The following is an 18,425-nucleotide window of genomic DNA, read 5'->3' on the forward strand; positions in this document are numbered from 1 at the left end:
CGCTCGCCACAGGTACGGTGTTCGCTCTTGACTGAAGCAAGCCCCCACCCACAGTGGAATTACATTTCAAGTCAGGACGGGGCGTGTTCAGGCCGTTGTTGACGCTGCGCCACCCAGAACTCCACCAGCTCACGCAATTGCGATAACTCCACCGGCTTGGCCATGTGCCCGTCCATCCCCGCCTGGCGTGCGCGTTCTTTGTGCTCCGAAAGGATATGCGCCGTGAGCGCTACCACGGGTGTGCGAATGCGCTGGTGGCTGACTTCCCACGCCCGCAGTTGCTGGGTCGCCGAGAAACCATCGAGAACCGGCATCTCGCAGTCCATCAACACCAGGTCATAACGCTGGGCCTTCATCGCCTCGAGGGCTTCCTCGCCGTTGCTGGCGGTATCCGGGTTGAGGTTGAGCTTGCCGAGCATGCCGCGAATCACTTTGGTGGAGATGCTGTTGTCTTCGGCCACCAGGATCCTGAAATCGCTGGGCACGGTCACCGTCGCCGGGACGCTGAGGGGCGGACGGGGCTGCACGCCACCTTTGCTGCGCTGGGTCAACTCGTCGGCCAGGGTGGTCTTGAGGGTATAACCGGCAACCGGCTTGGCGAGGATGCGCTTGATCCCGCAGTTACGCGCGATGATCTTGCTCGGCGCATTGCTGATGCCGGTGAGCATGATCAGCAGGATGTCGTGGTTCAGGCTCGGGTCTTCCTTGATCTTCGCCGCCAGTTGCATGCCGGTCATGCCGGGCATGTTCTGGTCCAATAGCACCACATCGAAGTAGTCGCGCAGGTGCGCCTTGGTGCGCAGCAAGGCCAGGGCCTCTTTGCCGGACGGCACGGCGCTGACATTCAGGCCCCAGGCCGAGCATTGCTGCACCAGCACTTTGCGGCACGTATCGTTGTCGTCCACCACCAGCACGCGCGCGCCTTTGAGCGGGCCGTCGAGGTCGGAGGTGGGGTGTTCCAGGCGTTCCGGGTCCAGCGGCAGGGTCAGCCATAACGTGCTGCCCTGATGGCTGCCGCTCTTGATGCCGAATTCACCGTTCATCAACAGGATCAACTGGCGCGCGATCACCAGGCCCAGGTGGCCGCTCAAGCGGGTGGCCGAGAGGAAGTTCTTGCTGTGCAGTTCGCTGTGCAGCAGGGCCTCGCGTTCAGCGGCTTCCATCGGCAGGCCGCTGTCCTGCACGGCAATGCGCAGGCGCGGCTTGGTGCTGCGGTCATCCAGGGCGACGACGATCAGCACTTCGCCTTCGTCGGTTTTGTGCAGGGCGTTTTCCAGCAGGCTCAGCAGCGCCTGGCGCAGGCGGGTCGGATCGCCGCTGATGACGCGGGGCACCTGGGGCTGGATGAAGCTGATCAACTCGACGTTCTGCTGCTCGGCCTTGGCGCGGAAGATGCTCAGGCAGTCTTCGATCAGCGCATTGAGGTCGAATTGCACGTCATCCAGCTCGATCTGCCCGGATTCGAGCTTGGAGATGTCGAGGATCTCGTTGATCAATGTCAGCAGCTCGTTACCGGCGCTGTGGATGGTTTGTACGTAGTCGCGCTGCTTCACCGACAGTGGCGTGCCCAGCAGCAGTTCGGTCATGCCCAGCACGCCGTTCATGGGGGTGCGGATTTCGTGGCTGATCTTGGCCAGGAATTCGGCCTTGGCGGCGATCTCGGCATTGCTGGCGGCCAGGTCGCGGCTGAGGCTGAAGCGGGCCTCGACAATCGCACGCTGGCGCTCGCCCAGGGCCAGGCTCATCAACAGGCCGCTCAGGCAGATGAAGGCCAGCAATGTGACGATCAAACCCTGGGGCGACACCATCGTCAGCCCCAGCAACGCCGGGAGAATGATCAGCGTACCGATGTTGAACACCACCATGCCCGCCACGAACAAGCGCGCCGGGCGGTAGCCTTTCTGCCAGTGATACGCCGAGACAAACAGCATGCTCAGGCCCGCCAGGGCCACCAGCGCGTAGGTGATGATGTTCAGCGGCAGGGTACTGACGAACAACAGCAGCAGGCCGCACAGCACGATAAACAGGATGTCGGCCATCAACAGCTTGTTCAGCGGATGCGGCCCCAGGGGCATGAAGAAGCGATAGGCATACATCAGCCCGCACGGCGCGGTCAGCAGCAGGGCCAGGTAGGCGCCCGGGGTCTGGACCGCGTGCCAGTTCGGCAGCCATGGGCCTACCAGGTTGAGCAGCAGCGCCAGGCTGAGCATCAATAGCAGTTCGCAGGCCGCCAGCCACAGGCTGCTACGCGAGCGGTGGTAAGCGAAGCGCGTGAGGTTGTGCAGGATCAGCATCAGCAGGCAGCCGAACAGCAGGCCGTAGATCAATGTCTGGGTCTGGTCGGCGGCGGCCAGCACGGCCGACTCCAGGGTGATATAGGGGCGCAGTTCGTGCTCTGAAACCAGGCGCAGGTAGACGTCGAGGGTCTTTTGGCTCTGGGGCATCGGCAGCATGAAGTCGTTGCTGGGCAGCGGACGTTCCGCCTGGGGCTGGCGGTTACCGCTGCTTTGTTGCTCGATCAGGGTGTCGCCGTCCAGCACATAGAGGCTCAGGTGTGCCAGGTCCGGGGCGAATACCCGCAGCACCTGCTCGTGCTTGCCAGGTTGCAGCTTGAAACGTACCCACAACGCACCGTCCGGTTCCGCGGCGGTAATGCGGTCCAGTTCGATGGGGCTGAATTGATTGGTGTAGCGCGAGGAGCGGATGTCGCTCAGCTGCAGGTCGGCCTGTTCATCAAGCAATACTGCCCAGCCACTGCCTTGCGCGGCGGCCTGGGCCGGGAACAAGCAGAGCAGCGTCAGCAGACTGACAGTGAAACCTATGGCGATCCTGAGCCAGCGCACGGCGAAATCCCTTCGTAGGTTGATGCACGGTTAACTATGCGCGGGGAGGCCTGTATACGGCAAGGGCCAGAAGCCCTTGCCTAACCGAACGGATAGCTAGCGTTACTGGCTTTCGCCACGTTCACGGGCAATGGCGCGGTAGCCGATGTCCGTGCGGTAGAAGCAGCCTTTCCAGTCGATTTTTGCAGCCAGCTTGTACGCCTGTTGCTGTGCGGCGTCGACGCTGGCACCCATGGCGGTGGCGCACAGCACACGGCCTCCGGCGGTCACCACCTTGCCGTCCTTGAGCGCGGTGCCCGCATGGAACACCTTGCCTTCCAGGGTAGCAGCCGCGTCCAGGCCTTCAATCACATCGCCCTTGGCGTAGTCGGCCGGGTAACCACCGGCGGCCAGCACAATGCCTACGCTCGGACGTGGATCCCACTGCGCTTCAACCTTGTCCAGGGCCTGGGCGAGGGCGGCTTCCACCAGCAGCACCAGGCTCGATTGCAGGCGCAGCATCACCGGTTGGGTTTCCGGGTCGCCGAAGCGGCAGTTGAACTCGATGACTTTCGGGTTACCGGCTTTGTCGATCATCAGGCCGGCGTAGAGGAAACCGGTGTACACATTGCCTTCATCGGCCATGCCGCGCACGGTCGGCCAGATCACCAGGTCCATCACGCGCTGGTGCACGTCGGCGGTCACCACCGGGGCTGGGGAGTAGGCACCCATGCCGCCGGTGTTCGGGCCAGTGTCGGCGTCGCCGACGCGTTTGTGGTCCTGGCTGGTGGCCATCGGCAGCACGTTCTTGCCGTCGACCATCACGATAAAGCTGGCTTCTTCGCCGTCGAGGAATTCCTCGATGACGACGCGCGAACCCGCGTCACCAAAGGCGTTACCGGCGAGCATGTCACGCACGGCGTCTTCGGCTTCCTGCAGGGTCATGGCGACGATCACGCCTTTACCGGCGGCCAGGCCGTCGGCCTTGATCACGATCGGCGCACCTTTTTCACGCAGGTAGGCCAGGGCGGGCTCGATCTCGGTGAAGTTCTGGTAGTCGGCCGTCGGGATCTTGTGGCGCGCCAGGAAATCCTTGGTGAAGGCTTTCGAGCCTTCCAGCTGGGCCGCGCCGGCGGTTGGGCCGAAGCAATCCAGGCCGCGGCTGCGGAACAGGTCTACGACACCGGCAACCAATGGCACTTCCGGACCGACGATGGTCAGGGAGACGTTTTTCTCGGCGAAGTCGGCCAGTTGCTCAAGGGCCAGTACGTCGATGGCGACGTTTTCGCACTTGGCTTCGATGGCGGTACCGGCGTTGCCGGGGGCGACGAAGACTTTCTGGACCCGTGGGTCCTGGGCAACTTTCCAGGCCAGGGCGTGTTCACGGCCACCGCTGCCAATGATCAAAACATTCATTTCAAAAACCTCTGTGAAACGCTGTGCTTTCTGTAGGAGCGAGGGGGACGCCTAGTTCTTGCTCGCGAAGATCGTCAACGATAACGGGGGCATCTGACTCCCCGTGGCGTTCTCGGTTTTTTCGCGAGCAAGCTCGCTCCTACAGTAGGAAAGCAGTGGTGTTTAGTGACGGAAGTGGCGCATGCCGGTGAAGACCATGGCAATGCCGGCTTCATCGGCAGCGGCGATCACCTCGGCATCGCGCATCGAGCCGCCCGGTTGGATCACGGCAGTCACGCCGGCTTTCGCGGCGTTGTCCAGGCCATCACGGAACGGGAAGAATGCATCCGACGCCATCACCGAGCCGGCCACCTGCAAACCGGCATGCTCGGCCTTGATCGCGGCGATACGCGCCGAGTTCACGCGGCTCATCTGGCCAGCGCCGACACCGATGGTCTGGCGGTTCTTGGCGTAGACGATGGCGTTGGATTTAACGTACTTGGCCACTTTCCAGGCGAAGATCAGGTCGTTGATCTCTTGCTCGGTCGGGGCGCGCTTGGTCACTACCTTGAGGTCTGCGCTGCCGATCATGCCGATATCGCGGCTCTGTACCAGCAGGCCGCCGTTGACGCGCTTGTAGTCCCAGGCAGCGGCACGTTCAGCCGACCACTCGCCGCAGGCCAGCAGGCGCACGTTGGCTTTGGCCGCCACGATGGCGCGGGCTTCTTCGCTCACGGAAGGGGCGATGATCACTTCGACGAACTGACGCTCGACGATGGCCTTGGCCGTCTCTGCATCCAGTTCACGGTTGAACGCGATGATGCCGCCGAACGCGGATTCGGTGTCGGTGGCGTAGGCCAGTTCGTACGCCTGGCGAATGCCGCCTTCAGCGTCCGGGCTTACGGCCACGCCGCACGGGTTGGCGTGCTTGACGATCACGCAGGCCGGCTTGACGAAGCTCTTCACGCATTCCAGCGCGGCGTCGGTGTCGGCCACGTTGTTGTAGGACAGTTCTTTGCCTTGCAGTTGGGTCGCAGTGGCGATGCCCACTTCGGCAGGCTTGGCTTCCACGTAGAACGCCGCGCTCTGGTGCGGGTTCTCGCCGTAGCGCATTTCCTGGGCCTTGATGAACTGGCTGTTGAAGGTGCGCGGGAACTGGCTGCGGCCTTCTGTGCTCAGGGTGTCGGCGGCCTGGTTCACGGTGCCCATGTAGTTGGCGATCATACCGTCGTAGGCGGCGGTGTGTTCGAACGCCTTGAGCATCAGGTCGAAACGCTGGGCGTAGGTCAGGCCGCCGGCTTTCAGGCTTTCCAGCACCTGGGCGTAGTCGCCGGCGTTGACCACGATGGCCACGTCTTTGTGGTTCTTGGCCGCCGAGCGAACCATGGTCGGGCCGCCGATATCGATGTTTTCGATGGCGGTCGGCAGGTCGCAGCCTGGCTTGTTGATGGTGGCTTCGAACGGGTAGAGGTTGACGGCCACCAGGTCGATCGGCTTGATGCCGTGCTCGGTCATGATGGCGTCGTCGATGCCGCGACGGCCGAGGATGCCGCCGTGGATTTTCGGGTGCAGGGTCTTGACGCGACCGTCCATCATTTCTGCGAAACCGGTGTAGTCCGCCACTTCCACTGCGGCCACGCCGTTGTCCTGCAGCAGCTTGAAGGTCCCGCCCGTGGAGAGGATTTCCACGCCCAGGGCTTCCAGCTCCCGGGCAAATTCGAGGATCCCGGTCTTGTCGGAGACACTGATCAAGGCGCGGCGGATCGGCAGGCGGGTAGTCTGGTCGGTCATTTCAATTTCCATCAAAAGCAAAGGAGTCAGCAAAAAAGGCGACCGGTTTTACGCGGGCGCCTTTCTGGTTTGATTGAATGCTTACAGCAAATCGTATTGCTTGAGCTTTTTGCGCAAGGTGCCACGGTTGAGGCCCAGCAGCTCACTGGCTTTGGTCTGGTTGCCCTTGACGTAGTTCATCACGCTTTCGAGCAGGGGCGCCTCGACTTCGGAGAGCACCAGGTTGTACACGTCCGTGACGGAAGCGCCCTCAAGGTGGGCGAAATAATTATGCAGCGCCTTCTCGACACTCCCGCGAAGGGTCTGGCCTTCTTCGCTCGGCGTGTTGAGGTGCTGTTTCAAATTGACGTTGTCGCTCACGGGTGTTGTTCCACTCACTAAAGTCTCGGTCATCATCGTCATGCGGCCACCCATTCTCCGTCCCCTGCTCTCAGGCTCTTGTCTCGTTCGGCAAAAAACTCACGAACGGCGGTGACCTGTGCTTGCGTTTCATCCAAACGATTGAACCCGGCGCGAAACTCCCTGGCGCCTGGCAGGGTTGCGAGATACCAACCCACATGCTTGCGAGCAATACGCACGCCCATCACCTCTCCATAGAAGGTGTGAAGTGCAGCCAGATGCTCTAGCAGAATACGTTCCACCTCGACCAGTTCCGGCGCTGGCAGGACTTCACCCGTACGCAGGAAATGCTCGACCTCACGAAAAATCCACGGCCGCCCCTGGGCGGCCCGGCCAATCAACACACCATCGGCACCGGTGGCGTGCAGCACGCGCCGGGCTTTTTCGGCCGAGTCGATGTCGCCATTGGCAAATACCGGCATCGACACCGCCTGCTTGATCGCGGCGATGGTGTCGTACTCGGCTTCACCGGTGTAAAGGTCGGCGCGGGTGCGACCATGCACCGCCAGCGCTGTAATGCCTGCCTGTTCGGCGATCTTCGCCACCGTCAGGCCGTTCTTGTTGTCCCGGTCCCAACCGGTACGAATCTTCAGGGTCACCGGCACATCCACTGCGGCAACAACGGCCTGCAGGATCTCGGCAACCAACTGCTCATCTTTCAACAGCGCGGAACCGGCGGCCTTGTTGCAGACCTTCTTGGCCGGGCAGCCCATGTTGATATCGATGATCTGTGCGCCCAACTCCACGTTGGCCCGGGCCGCATCCGCCAGCATCTGCGCATCACCGCCGGCGATCTGGACCGAGCGGGGCTCGGGATCACCTTCGTGGATCATGCGCATCCGCGATTTGCGGGTGTTCCACAAGCTCATGTCGCTGGTGACCATTTCCGAGACTACTAGACCCGCGCCCAAACGCTTGCACAGCTGACGAAAGGGCTGGTCGGTGACGCCCGCCATCGGGGCGAGAATCAAGCCATTCTGCAATGTATATGGGCCGATGCGTACCGCCGACATAGGACTTCCCTGTTGTGGGGCCGGATCATTAGAGTTCGAAAAAGGGTTGGCATGATACCCGCTCTCGATGACTGGATAAAGGCTGAATTGGATAAAATCTGAACAGTTATTTCTTTATCGCCGCCGGTTTGGATGGGCGGTGACCAATCAATACTCCACCGTCAAGCGACGGTGCGTAGGCCGATTCACTCGGGCGAGTGGAAGCTCAGGCTGTAATTCACGGCTTTATTGCCCGGATCGAGGATATCCAGGGAGATATGGATCGGGGTTTGCGATGGCATTTCGCTCACCCCGGCCAACTCGCCGCTCAGGTATTCGGCGGGCTTGAAGCGACGACTGGCAATCAGGTTGCCGTTGAGGTCGGCGAAACGCAGTTCCAGCAGCGGAAAGGGCTGGGAGAACGTCGCGCGGTTATAGATGATCGCATCCACCACCAGCGCCCCGGCGAACTCAGGGTGGCTGCGTACCACCAGGTTGCTGCTCTTGATATGGGCGATATCGACCCGCGACGGCACTGTGCAGCCCAGTGTCGGGCACAGTTGCTGGAACCACGGGCGGTAAGCGTCCTGGCGGGCCAGGTCGTCGAATTGATAGGCAATGTACTGCGCGGCCAGGCCGGCGGCGGCGATCAGTACCAGCAGCATCCAGATCAGGCGACGGCCCAGGCCCTGCGGGCGTTTTTGCGCGTACAGGTGCAGAGGGTCGTCTTCCAGGTCCTGGAGCAGGTCGTCATGGACGCCGGCCTCGGGACGTGGGCGCTTGCGACGGGATTGCGCGCGCTCTTCGGGCTCCGCTTCATCCGCTGCCGCTGTCAGGGGCGTGAACGGCGGGTCGATGTGTTCATCTTCCGGGGGGGAGCGCAGCGCGGGCTCATCGTCGAGGTGTAACGACATGGAAGGCTCGGTGCGCTGCCGGGTCGCGGGGGCTTTGGTCGGTTCAGGTTCGTCTTCGGAAGCGTTAGCGCGTTCTTCAGGCGGTTCGCTGAACAGGCTGGCGGCCCATTTTTCTTCTTCGGCCTTGACGGTTTCGCGGCTGGCGCTGAGAGCGTCTTCTTTCTGCCGGCGGTCGGCACCGGGCTGGCGGCGTTCCGCGCCCACGGGCAGTGTGTGCTGAATCTCGCGGCGTTCCAGCTTGGCCAGTTCCTGGTCCAGGTCCAGGTTGTCCAGGTCCAGCTCTTCGGCGCTCCACTGCTTCTGGCTGATTGCCCGCTGTGGCTCAGGCGCGGCTTCGCGCACAGGCTTGATCGTGGCCGGCTGCTCCGGCGCAGGCGCCTGGGCGCGCTGCTCCAGCAGCTGGCGGGCAGCGTTGAAGACTTGCAGGCACGAGCCGCAGCGAACCACGCCGCGAGCCACGCTCAATTGGGCGTGGTTGACGCGAAAGCGGGTTTGGCAATGCGGGCACTGGGTGACGAAACTGTCGGTCATGCGGCCATCCGATTCAGGCAAGCGCTCATTCTAACGCCGACGTCCGCTGATGCGTACCCAGCCATCACGGTTAGCGATCGGGTCCAGCTCGAAATCCTTGGCGTAGGCGGCGGCGACATCTTCGCCCTGCTCGGCGAGGATGCCCGACAGCGCCAGGCGCCCGCCCGGCTTGACCAGGCTCGACAGTTGCGGCGCCAGGGACACCAGCGGGCCGGCGAGGATATTGGCGACCAGCACGTCGGCCTGCACCTGGGGCAAATCCTGCGGCAGGTAGAGCGGGAATTTGTCTTCAGGTACGTTGTTGCGCCCGGCGTTATCCCGGGACGCTTCCAGGGCCTGCACGTCGATGTCGGTGCCCACGGCCTCCTTGGCGCCCAGCAACAGGGCGGCGATCGCCAGGATCCCCGAGCCGCAGCCGAAATCCAGCACGTGGCTGTCGGTCAGGTCCTGGCCGTCCAGCCACTCCAGGCACAGCGCGGTGGTGGGGTGGGTGCCGGTGCCGAATGCCAGGCCCGGATCCAGCAGCAGGTTGACCGCGTTCGGCTCCGGGGCGGCATGCCAGCTCGGCACGATCCACAGGCGCTGGCCGAAGCGCATCGGCTGGAAGTTGTCCATCCAGCTGCGTTCCCAGTCCTGGTCTTCGATGATTTCGCTGTGATGCTCGGGCAACGGGCTGCCGGTGAGCAATTCCATATGGGCCAGCACGGCGGCGGCGTCGGTGCCGTCTTCGAACAGGGCCAGCAGATGGGTGTGGGACCACAGCGGGGTGGTATTCAGTTCGGGTTCGAAGATCGGCTGGTCTTCGGCGTCCATGAAGGTCACCGAGACGGCGCCCACTTCGAGGAACGCGTCTTCGTAGGTTTCGGCTTGTTCTGGGCTGATGGCGAGACGGACTTGCAGCCAAGGCATGGCGGGCACCTTTGAAAAAAATGAGTGTGCAGCGGGGTAGGCTGCGAAAGCGCGCAAGTTTACGCGAGCGAACAGCATAAGACGACATTACTGAGTGAATGCGAACCAAATGTGGGAGGGGGCTTGCTCCCGATTGCAGTGTGTCAGCCTCAGTATCTGTAACTGATCCACCGCTATCGGGAGCAAGCCCCCTCCCACATTTGGACTGTGTGCATCCTGGAAAACAGGTGTGCAGAAACAACAAAGCCGCCCGAAGGCGGCTTTGTTGGGTGGAGCACTTACTGGTTGGCCAGTTTGTGTTCCAGGTAGTGAATGTTCACACCACCTTCGCAGAAGCCTTCATCACGAACCAGGTCCCGGTGCAGCGGGATGTTGGTCTTGATGCCGTCGACCACGATTTCGTCCAGGGCATTGCGCATACGGGCCATGGCCTCGTCGCGGGTCGCGCCCCAGGTGATCAGCTTGCCGATCAGCGAGTCGTAGTTGGACGGAACCTTGTAGCCGCTGTACAGGTGCGAATCCACACGTACGCCGTTGCCGCCGGGCGCGTGGAAATGCTTGACCAGGCCAGGGCTTGGGATAAAGGTCTTCGGGTCTTCGGCGTTGATCCGGCACTCCAGGGAGTGACCGTGGATCTTCACGTCGTCCTGGGTGAAGGACAGCACGTTGCCGGCGGCGATGCTGAGCATCTCCTTGACGATGTCGATACCGGTGACCATCTCCGACACCGGGTGCTCTACCTGCACACGAGTGTTCATCTCGATGAAGTAGAAACGGCCGTTCTCGTAGAGGAACTCGAAGGTACCGGCGCCACGGTAGTTGATGTCGATGCACGCCTTGACGCAGCGAGCCAGGACTTCCTGACGCGCTTTTTCATCCAGGCCCGGTGCCGGGGCTTCTTCCAACACCTTCTGGTGACGACGTTGCAGCGAGCAATCGCGGTCGCCCAGGTGGATGGCGTGGCCCTGGCCGTCGGACAGTACCTGCACTTCCACGTGACGTGGGTTGGTCAGGTACTTCTCCAGGTAGACCATCGGGTTGCCGAACCAGGCAGCCGCTTCGGAGCGAGTCTGCTTGGCCGCTTCGATCAGTTCTTCTTCCTTGTGCACCACGCGCATGCCGCGACCACCACCGCCACCGGCGGCCTTGATGATCACCGGGTAGCCGACTTCGCGACCAATGCGCAGTGCGGTTTCCTCGTCTTCAGGCAGCGGGCCGTCGGAGCCAGGCACGGTTGGCACGCCGGCGGCGATCATGGCGTCCTTGGCCGAGACCTTGTCGCCCATCAGGCGAATGGTTTCGGCTTTCGGGCCGATGAAGGCAAACCCGGATTTTTCCACCTGTTCGGCGAAATCGGCGTTTTCCGCGAGGAAGCCGTAGCCTGGGTGGATGCCATCAGCGCCGGTCACTTCAGCGGCGGCGATGATGTTCGAGACTTTCAGGTACGAGTTCGTGGCCAGTGGCGGGCCGATGCAGATGCTCTCGTCCGCCAGTTTCACGTGCATCAATTCGGTATCGGCCGTCGAGTAAACAGCGACGGTCTTGATGCCCTCTTCCTTACAGGCGCGCAGGATACGCAGCGCGATCTCGCCGCGGTTGGCGATCAGGACTTTTTGCAGTTTCTTCGCAGGTTTCAACATCGAAGGCGCTCCGCGGTTCAAACGATGGTGAACAGCGGCTGGTCGTACTCAACCGGCTGACCGTTTTCTACCAGGATGGATTCGATGACACCGGCTTTTTCGGCCGTGATGTGGTTCATCATCTTCATCGCTTCAACGATGCAGATGGTGTCGCCCACTTTCACGGTCTTGCCCACTTCAACGAAGGCTGGCGAGGTCGGTGCCGGGGTGCGGTAGAACGTACCGACCATTGGCGACTTGACCACGAAACCGTTCAGCGCTGGGGCAGCCGGTGCGGCAGGTGCAGCGGCAGCAGCAGGCGCGGCGGCGGCCGGAGCAGCAGCTGGAGCCGGTGCTTGCATCTGGGGTGCGTAGAACTGTTGGGCCGGGGTCTTGCTGTGGCGGCTGATCCGTACGGACTCTTCGCCTTCCTTGATTTCCAGCTCGTCGATACCGGATTCTTCCAGCAGTTCGATCAGTTTCTTAACTTTACGGATATCCATGAATCATCAACTCCCAAGGGTCGGTCAGGGGCGCTTGGCCTGTTCTTCAAGCTGTTCCAGGGCGGCCTCCAGGGCCAGTCGGTAACCGCTGGCGCCAAGGCCGCAGATCACTCCTACCGCAACGTCGGAGAAGTAGGAGTGATGTCGGAAAGGTTCGCGTTTGTGCACGTTCGATAAATGCACTTCGATGAATGGGATGCTCACCGCCAGCAGCGCGTCACGTAATGCAACGCTTGTGTGCGTAAAAGCGGCGGGATTGATCAGGATAAAGTCCACGCCTTCGCTACGGGCGGCATGGATGCGATCAATCAATTCATACTCGGCATTGCTTTGCAGGTAGAGCAAATGGTGGCCGGCTTCACGTGCCCGTCGCTCCAGATCCAGGTTGATCTGATCGAGGGTCACTGCCCCGTAGACGCCCGGTTCACGGGTGCCGAGCAGGTTCAGGTTGGGTCCGTGAAGAACCAGTAAGGTCGCCATCGGCTGTTCCTTGTTATTGATGTGGGCAAGGCAGAACCCGGCGACTATGCCGCAAAGCCTTTGTGACTGTCCAGTTCTATGCAGTAGGCGGCACGATTAGCGAGGATTGCGCAAAATTTGTGACTGGTGGCTGGGATCCGGTCATTGGTAATACGCCCTTGAATACTGTGGAGATCAAATGTGGGAGGGGGCTTGCTCCCGATTGCAGTGTGTCAGTATCGACATCTGTAACTGATCCACCGCTATCGGGGTGTAGAACCCTCCCACATTTTGATCTTCATTTGATTTTGGATCTTCATGGGGCGGGTCAGACACGGAACGCCTGCACAGCCGTATTGAGCTGCCCACCCAGCACCAGCAAATGCTCACCCTGGCTGCGGCCCTGGCCGATGCGCAGCAAATTATCCTCACCCAACTGATGAATCCGCTCGCTGTTGTCGCGAATCTCACTCACGGCGCCACTTTGCTGCGCCGTTACATCGGCAATCCGCACGGCGGTGTCGGAAATGGTCTGGATCGCGCCGACGATTTCATCCAGCGCGCCATCCGCCGCCTGGGCTTGCTGGGCGGTAGCCTCGGCGTGTTCGACCTGGGCGCGCATGCCCTGCACCGATTGGTGCGCAGCGGTTTGCAGGCCGGTGATCAAACCCTGGATTTCGGCGGTGGCGCCAGCGGTGCGTTGGGCCAGGGTGCGCACTTCGTCGGCGACCACGGCAAAACCGCGTCCGGCTTCACCGGCGCGTGCGGCTTCGATGGCGGCGTTGAGCGCCAGCAAGTTGGTCTGGTCGGCAATCGAGCGAATCACGGTCAATACGCCGCCAATGGTGGCGGACTCCTCGGCAAGTTTCTCGATCATCTGCGCATTTTGCTGCACTTCACCCACCAGCGCGTGCAGGCCGGTCAGGCTCAGGCCGATCACGCGCTGGCCTTGCTCAACCGCCTGGCCCGCGCTGCGGCTGGCGCCGGCCGCCTGGCTGGCATCACCGGCGACTTGCTGGATGGTGGCTTCCAGTTCGCCCAGGGAATCACGAATCTGCGCAGTATCCCCGGCCTGGCGTTCGGCGCCGTCGTGCAGGCCACTGCTCAGCTCGGCCAGGGCGCGGCTGCTGCCGGCCACTTCTTCGGCATTGCCGCGGATGGTACCCACCAGATCCACCAGGTAGGCGCGTAGACGGTTGAGGGACGCTTCGATGTCGCGCAGTTCGCGGTTGGTCTTGCCCAAGGTGATCGGTTGGCTGAAGTTGCCCTCGCCCCAGGTCGACAAGGCCGGGGCCAGGTTGGTCAGCACCCGCGCCAGGCGCCGTTGCAGGGTGTCGATCAGCAGGGCGATCAGCAGAATCAGGCCGATCATCACGCCTTGCATTAGGCGCACTTCGCCCTGGATCTTGCCGTGTTGCGCACGCACCACCGGCTCCAGGCCGGCGATGGCCTGTTGAACGGCGGCGATTTTCAAGTGGGTGGCGGCGGCCAGGTCGGCACGCTGCTGGATCTGCGTGCGGGTGCGCTGGAGTTCGGCGGGGTAGCGGGCCAGCAGGCCGTTGAGTTCGCGCTTGAGGTCGACGCCAGTGTCCTGGGCTTCGGTTTTTGTGCTGTTTTCCAGGCCCATCAAGGCCGAAAAGTCATCGGTGTTGGATTCTGCGCTGGCCTTTACCCCGAGTAATGGCAGTTGCTCCAGCAGGTCGGCCTGGCTGCGCATATTGCCGACTTCGCGTTCCACATCGTCCGCCAGTTCCGCGCGGCCGCTGCTCACCAGTTTGTCGCGGGCCAGGGACAGCTTGCCCAGGTGCTGTGAGGCTGCCAGCAGCGGCGGCAGGTAGCGCTCGGCTTCGGGGCTGTTGACGCCCATGGCGTATTGGCTCAACTGCTCCAGGTTGGCGCCCAGCTCCCGCTCGGCTTGCAGCAACAGGGCCTGTGGGTCACCCGCCAACTTACCGGCCGCCAGCAGGTCGGTCTTGCTGAAGGCATCCAGGTCCGCGAGGCTGGGGCGCAGGTTCTGCGCGAGGTCGGCGGGCAGTTCATCCAGGTGCTGCAACAGGCTTTCCAGGCTCTGGCTGGCGCTGCTCAAGCGCAATGCATCACCGCTGCCCAGGTAGTCGTCGATATTGCGTGCGGCCTGGTTCTGGAAGGCCTGTGACAGGCCGAGGTAGCGTTCCATCAGCAAATAAGGCCGTTCCAGCGCCCGTTGCGACCACCACAGCGTCGCTCCAAGTGCCAGGCACACGGCCACCAGCAGGAGGGTATTGAGATTGGTCAGCAGCTTCAGGCGCATGCGGGGTATCAACCGACAGCAAAAGGTAAGTGCCTGAAGTTATTGCGTTTTCATTACAACGTTATGACGGAATCAGTGGATTCTGGTGAAAAGGTGGCACTTTGCTTTGACGTGCGCGCCGCTTGCACGCGGTTACGCCCGGCATCCTTGGCGCGGTACAGCGCCTCGTCGGCCTGGGCGGCCATCATCAGGCTGTCGGAGCCGTCACACAGCTCCACCACCCCGGCGCTGAAGGTGCACCACAAATCCTGCGGTTGTGCCGGGTAGTGAATCTCGGCAAAGCGCCCACGAATCTCATCCAGCACCTTGCAGGCCGAGTCCAGGTCGGTGTCGGGCATCACGATGGCGAATTCTTCACCGCCGTAGCGGCCGATGTAATCGGTCTTGCGCAGGCGTTGCTTGAGAAACAGCGCCAGGCTCTTGATCACGCGGTCGCCCATGGGGTGGCCATGGCTGTCATTGACCCGCTTGAAGTGATCGATGTCGAGCATGGCAAAGCTCAACGGCTTGTTCTCGCGGCGCGCGCGGAAGCTGCAGTCTTCGAGCAGTTGCAGGATATGGGTGTGGTTGTACAACCCGGTCAGGCTGTCGCGCACCATCCGCGCCTTGAGGTTGCGCGCACGGGCGGCGCGGTTGCGCACCGTGGTGATCAGGTGGCGCGGCTTGATCGGTTTGGTGAGGAAGTCGTCGCCGCCTTCGCTCATGGCGTCCAGCTGTTTGTCCAGGTCGTCTTCGGCCGACAGGTAGATGATTGGCACGCTGACATAACGGTCGTTGTGGCGAATCACCTTGGCCAGTTCGGTGCCGGTGCAGGCCGGCATGTACATGTCGAGGATGATCAGGTCGGGCTGGAAGTCTGCCAACTCGGCCATGGCCTGGATCGGCTCGATCAAGGTGCGGGTGACGATGCCGGCACTGTTGAGCAACCGCTCGGTGTGCAGCGCCTGGGCCCGTGAGTCATCAATGATCAGCACTTTGTACGGTTCGTACTGGGCGACGCAGGTCAGCACTTCGATCTTTTCCAGCAGGCTGGAGGCTTCCAGCGTGCCGGTGAGGAATTCCTGGCCGCCGGCGCGCACGGCGGCCAGACGGGTAGGGGTGTCGGTTTCGTGCAGGCTGAAAAACAACAGCGGCAGCTTATGCTCCAGGCCTTCCTGGGCTTCGGCGGCGAGCTTGAGGCCCAGGCCGGCGCCGCAGAAATCCACGTCCATCACGATCGCCGACGGCAGGCGCTCGGCCATGGACGCGCGAAACGCCGCGACGCTGTCCAGGGACTGGGCGCTCATGCCAAAGAATTCCAGCTGCTTGGCCAGGCGCTCGGCGCGGTCGTGATCGGCCAGCATCACGTAGATCGGCTTGCGCATCGGCGGCAGGAAGGTTTGTTCCAGCTGGTCGCCCTGGCGCAGGCCAGTGCGGGACAGGCGCTGCATCAAGCGGTTGAGCTCGGTGATCAACTGGCTGCTCAGGCGCCCGCGGTTTTCGTCCACGGCCTTGAGCGATTCGCCGATGTGCCGGGCCAGTTGGCCGTGCTCGGGTTGTTCGAAACGCTCGGCGAAGCGCTGCAGGCGCAGGTTGGCCTCGCTGAGTTCGGAGAGGTCGGCGCCTGACCATTCGCTGCGTTGCAGGCGCTGCCAGATCTCAAGAATTTGACGTGCCTGATGAATTACCCGCTGGGCAAAATGCTGCTTGAGACGCTCACGGCTGGGGTCTTCTGGCTCGGTCATATCCTGACTACTAGTGAGGGTGCATGCTGAGGTCGAACTGATGGCTCTATGCTAGCACCTCTTTTCAATGGGATGAGTGTCATATGTCAATTAACTGTGTGTCCCTGATATTCAGTTGGTGACCTGACGGTCGCGCAGCTTAAAAAGCGTGCATCCTTTATAGTCGAATGCCTGCCGTATGCACGTTTGCTGAAAAGCCCCGCATGGGCGGGCACGATGGGGTAGGGTTGTGGTCGGAGTGTTTGAACGCACGCCCTCAATTCAAGTGCATGAACTCAAGTGATTGAAAGGATATCGCCATGCTGGACTGGAAAAACCGTGCGGGCAGTGCCAAAGGCCCTGCCCCTGAGCCCAAGTCGGCCAACCGCAGCTATTTTCGTACCCTGCTGATGAGCCGAGCCGTGCTCAGCGTGCTCGGCCTGTATCTGTTGGTCACCTGCGCCCTGGGTTGGTACTGGAGCGAAGAGCCGGCGCTGTTCCCGGTCCAGCAGAACGCGCAGCTTGCTGCCGAGAAGGAAGGCAAGCAGATGGTGGTGGGCTATACCACCGTCGAAACCCTCAAGACCGTGGTCGGCACGTTGCTGAACAAGCCCGGTGGCTATATTTCCAACGACCGTTTCCCGCCGGGCCTGTGGATGGACAACATGCCCAGCTGGGAATACGGCGTGCTGGTGCAGGTGCGCGACCTGACCCGCGCCCTGCGTAAAGACTTCGCCCGCTCCCAGTCGCAGTCGGCCGAAGACGCCGATCTGGCCAAGGCCGAGCCGCGTTTCAACTTCGACAACAAGAGCTGGGTGCTGCCGTCCAGTGAGTCGGAGTACCAGGAAGGCATCAACTCCCTGAGTCGCTATGAAGCGCGCCTGTCCGACCCGAACCAGCGTGGCGCCTTGTTCTATGCCCGCGCCGACAACCTGAACAACTGGCTGGGCGATGTGGCCACCCGCCTGGGCTCGCTGTCGCAACGCCTGTCGGCCAGCGTGGGCCGGGTCAAATTGAACACCGCACTGAAAACCGAAGCCCTGGCGCCGGGTGAGGTGCCGCAGGTCGACGAAGAGGTGGTGGAAACCCCATGGATGCAGATCGATAACGTGTTCTACGAGGCCCGTGGCCAGGCCTGGGCGCTGTCCCACCTGTTGCGTGCCATCGAAGTCGACTTTGCCGACGTACTGGCCAAGAAAAACGCCACCGTCAGCGTGCGCCAGATCATTCGTGAGCTGGAGGCTTCGCAAGAGCCTGTCTGGAGCCCGATGATCCTCAACGGCAGCGGTTTCGGCGTGTTGGCTAACCATTCGCTGGTTATGGCCAATTACATTTCCCGGGCCAACGCGGCGGTGATCGATTTGCGTCAACTGCTCAACCAGGGTTGATGATGGACGCAGCTCAAAACGAGGCCGCGCATCGTGCGGCCTCTGATGCCGAACTGATCTGCTGGGTCGACGAGCGGGACAACCTGCTCGGCCACCTCGTCAGGTCCGATTTGCGCCAGCGCGGCCTGATCGGCCGTTGCACCTTTATCTTCCTGTTCAATTCCAAGGGTGAGCTGTGCGTGCATCGGCGCACCCTGAGCAAGGCCCTGTACCCGGGTTTCTGGGATACGGCGGCGGGCGGGATGGTCGCGGCGGGCGAGTCCTACGCGTTATCGGCGGCCCGCGAGCTGGAAGAGGAACTGGGTGTCGGCGGGGTGGAACTGACCGAGCATGACCATTTCTACTTTGAGGATGGCAACAGCCGGCTCTGGTGCAAATCCTACTCGGCGACCTGGGATGGGCCATTGCGCCTGCAGCCTGAAGAAGTCATGGAAGCGCGCTTTTTGCCCGTGGAAACGGTCCTGCAGGAAGCCGAGCACAAGCCTTACTGCCCGGACGCCCAGGAGGGCTTGCGGCGCTATCTGGCCTCACGTCGCTAAAGCTGCATAAATTGGCGCCATTTGGCTCTTAGCAAGTGGGCTTTTTGCCGTTACACTGCGCGACTTTTCACCCGAACCGCCATTGTTTCACCCTGGGATCACTGTAGGAGCGAGCTTGCTCGCGAAAAACTCAAGAGCGCCGCGTGTATTCGGAATGCACGCGTCATCGTT

The 18,425-nt window shown here is 62.0% G+C and carries 14 protein-coding genes; 2 read left to right on the plus strand and 12 right to left on the minus strand.

Features of this window, described 5'->3' with window-relative positions:
- Window positions 1-71: 71 nt before the first annotated feature.
- From AC07OP_RS26370 to AC07OP_RS26425, 12 genes are all read right to left on the minus strand, one after another.
- On the minus strand, window positions 72-2,843 hold the full coding sequence (locus AC07OP_RS26370) for a hybrid sensor histidine kinase/response regulator (protein ID WP_065940931.1): 2,772 nt from the start codon (window positions 2,841-2,843) through the stop codon (window positions 72-74).
- A gap of 102 nt (window positions 2,844-2,945) precedes the next feature.
- Window positions 2,946-4,238: a phosphoribosylamine--glycine ligase gene (gene purD, locus AC07OP_RS26375; RefSeq protein ID WP_065940932.1), complete on the minus strand. Its 1,293-nt coding sequence runs from the start codon at window positions 4,236-4,238 to the stop codon at window positions 2,946-2,948.
- A 162-nt stretch (window positions 4,239-4,400) separates the two neighbouring features.
- Entirely contained in the window at window positions 4,401-6,008 is a 1,608-nt protein-coding gene (gene purH, locus AC07OP_RS26380; RefSeq protein WP_115486356.1) for a bifunctional phosphoribosylaminoimidazolecarboxamide formyltransferase/IMP cyclohydrolase, read from the minus strand.
- An 81-nt stretch (window positions 6,009-6,089) separates the two neighbouring features.
- Complete coding sequence (gene fis, locus AC07OP_RS26385; protein WP_002555375.1) at window positions 6,090-6,410, minus strand: DNA-binding transcriptional regulator Fis; 321 nt, start codon at window positions 6,408-6,410, stop codon at window positions 6,090-6,092.
- Window positions 6,407-7,420, minus strand: coding sequence for a tRNA dihydrouridine synthase DusB (gene dusB / locus AC07OP_RS26390; protein ID WP_027607756.1), 1,014 nt, complete (start codon window positions 7,418-7,420; stop codon window positions 6,407-6,409). The genes fis and dusB overlap by 4 nt, the downstream gene beginning before the upstream one ends.
- A 185-nt stretch (window positions 7,421-7,605) precedes the next feature.
- Window positions 7,606-8,844: a DUF3426 domain-containing protein gene (locus AC07OP_RS26395; RefSeq protein WP_495102664.1), complete on the minus strand. Its 1,239-nt coding sequence runs from the start codon at window positions 8,842-8,844 to the stop codon at window positions 7,606-7,608.
- A 30-nt stretch (window positions 8,845-8,874) separates the two neighbouring features.
- Window positions 8,875-9,753 (minus strand): 50S ribosomal protein L11 methyltransferase, encoded by an 879-nt coding sequence (prmA, locus tag AC07OP_RS26400; protein WP_065940935.1) that lies wholly within the window; start codon window positions 9,751-9,753, stop codon window positions 8,875-8,877.
- A gap of 278 nt (window positions 9,754-10,031) precedes the next feature.
- Window positions 10,032-11,393, minus strand: coding sequence for an acetyl-CoA carboxylase biotin carboxylase subunit (gene accC / locus AC07OP_RS26405; RefSeq protein ID WP_027607998.1), 1,362 nt, complete (start codon window positions 11,391-11,393; stop codon window positions 10,032-10,034).
- Between the two features lie 17 nt (window positions 11,394-11,410).
- Window positions 11,411-11,875 carry an acetyl-CoA carboxylase biotin carboxyl carrier protein gene (accB, locus tag AC07OP_RS26410; protein WP_065940937.1) on the minus strand — a complete coding sequence of 155 codons (465 nt, stop codon included), beginning with the start codon at window positions 11,873-11,875 and terminating at the stop codon, window positions 11,411-11,413.
- 24 nt (window positions 11,876-11,899) lie between these two features.
- Complete coding sequence (gene aroQ, locus AC07OP_RS26415) at window positions 11,900-12,355, minus strand: type II 3-dehydroquinate dehydratase (protein WP_065925560.1); 456 nt, start codon at window positions 12,353-12,355, stop codon at window positions 11,900-11,902.
- Window positions 12,356-12,662: 307 nt separating this feature from the next.
- A complete protein-coding gene (locus tag AC07OP_RS26420; protein WP_495102665.1) occupies window positions 12,663-14,624 on the minus strand; it encodes a methyl-accepting chemotaxis protein in 1,962 nt (653 codons plus the stop codon).
- A 53-nt stretch (window positions 14,625-14,677) separates the two neighbouring features.
- The gene (locus tag AC07OP_RS26425) at window positions 14,678-16,348 is read right to left on the minus strand and encodes a response regulator (protein WP_115486350.1); all 1,671 of its coding nucleotides are present in this window, start codon (window positions 16,346-16,348) and stop codon (window positions 14,678-14,680) included.
- A 389-nt stretch (window positions 16,349-16,737) separates the two neighbouring features.
- Here AC07OP_RS26425 and AC07OP_RS26430 point away from each other — a divergent pair, with 389 nt between their 5' ends.
- Together AC07OP_RS26430 and AC07OP_RS26435 are read left to right on the plus strand one after the other, a co-directional pair.
- Window positions 16,738-17,715, plus strand: coding sequence for a DUF2333 family protein (locus AC07OP_RS26430; RefSeq protein WP_495102696.1), 978 nt, complete (start codon window positions 16,738-16,740; stop codon window positions 17,713-17,715).
- A 2-nt stretch (window positions 17,716-17,717) separates the two neighbouring features.
- Window positions 17,718-18,254 (plus strand): NUDIX hydrolase, encoded by a 537-nt coding sequence (locus tag AC07OP_RS26435; protein ID WP_405126237.1) that lies wholly within the window; start codon window positions 17,718-17,720, stop codon window positions 18,252-18,254.
- Window positions 18,255-18,425 lie beyond the last annotated feature (171 nt).

The organism is Pseudomonas sp. GW821-FHT09D08, from assembly GCF_059416305.1.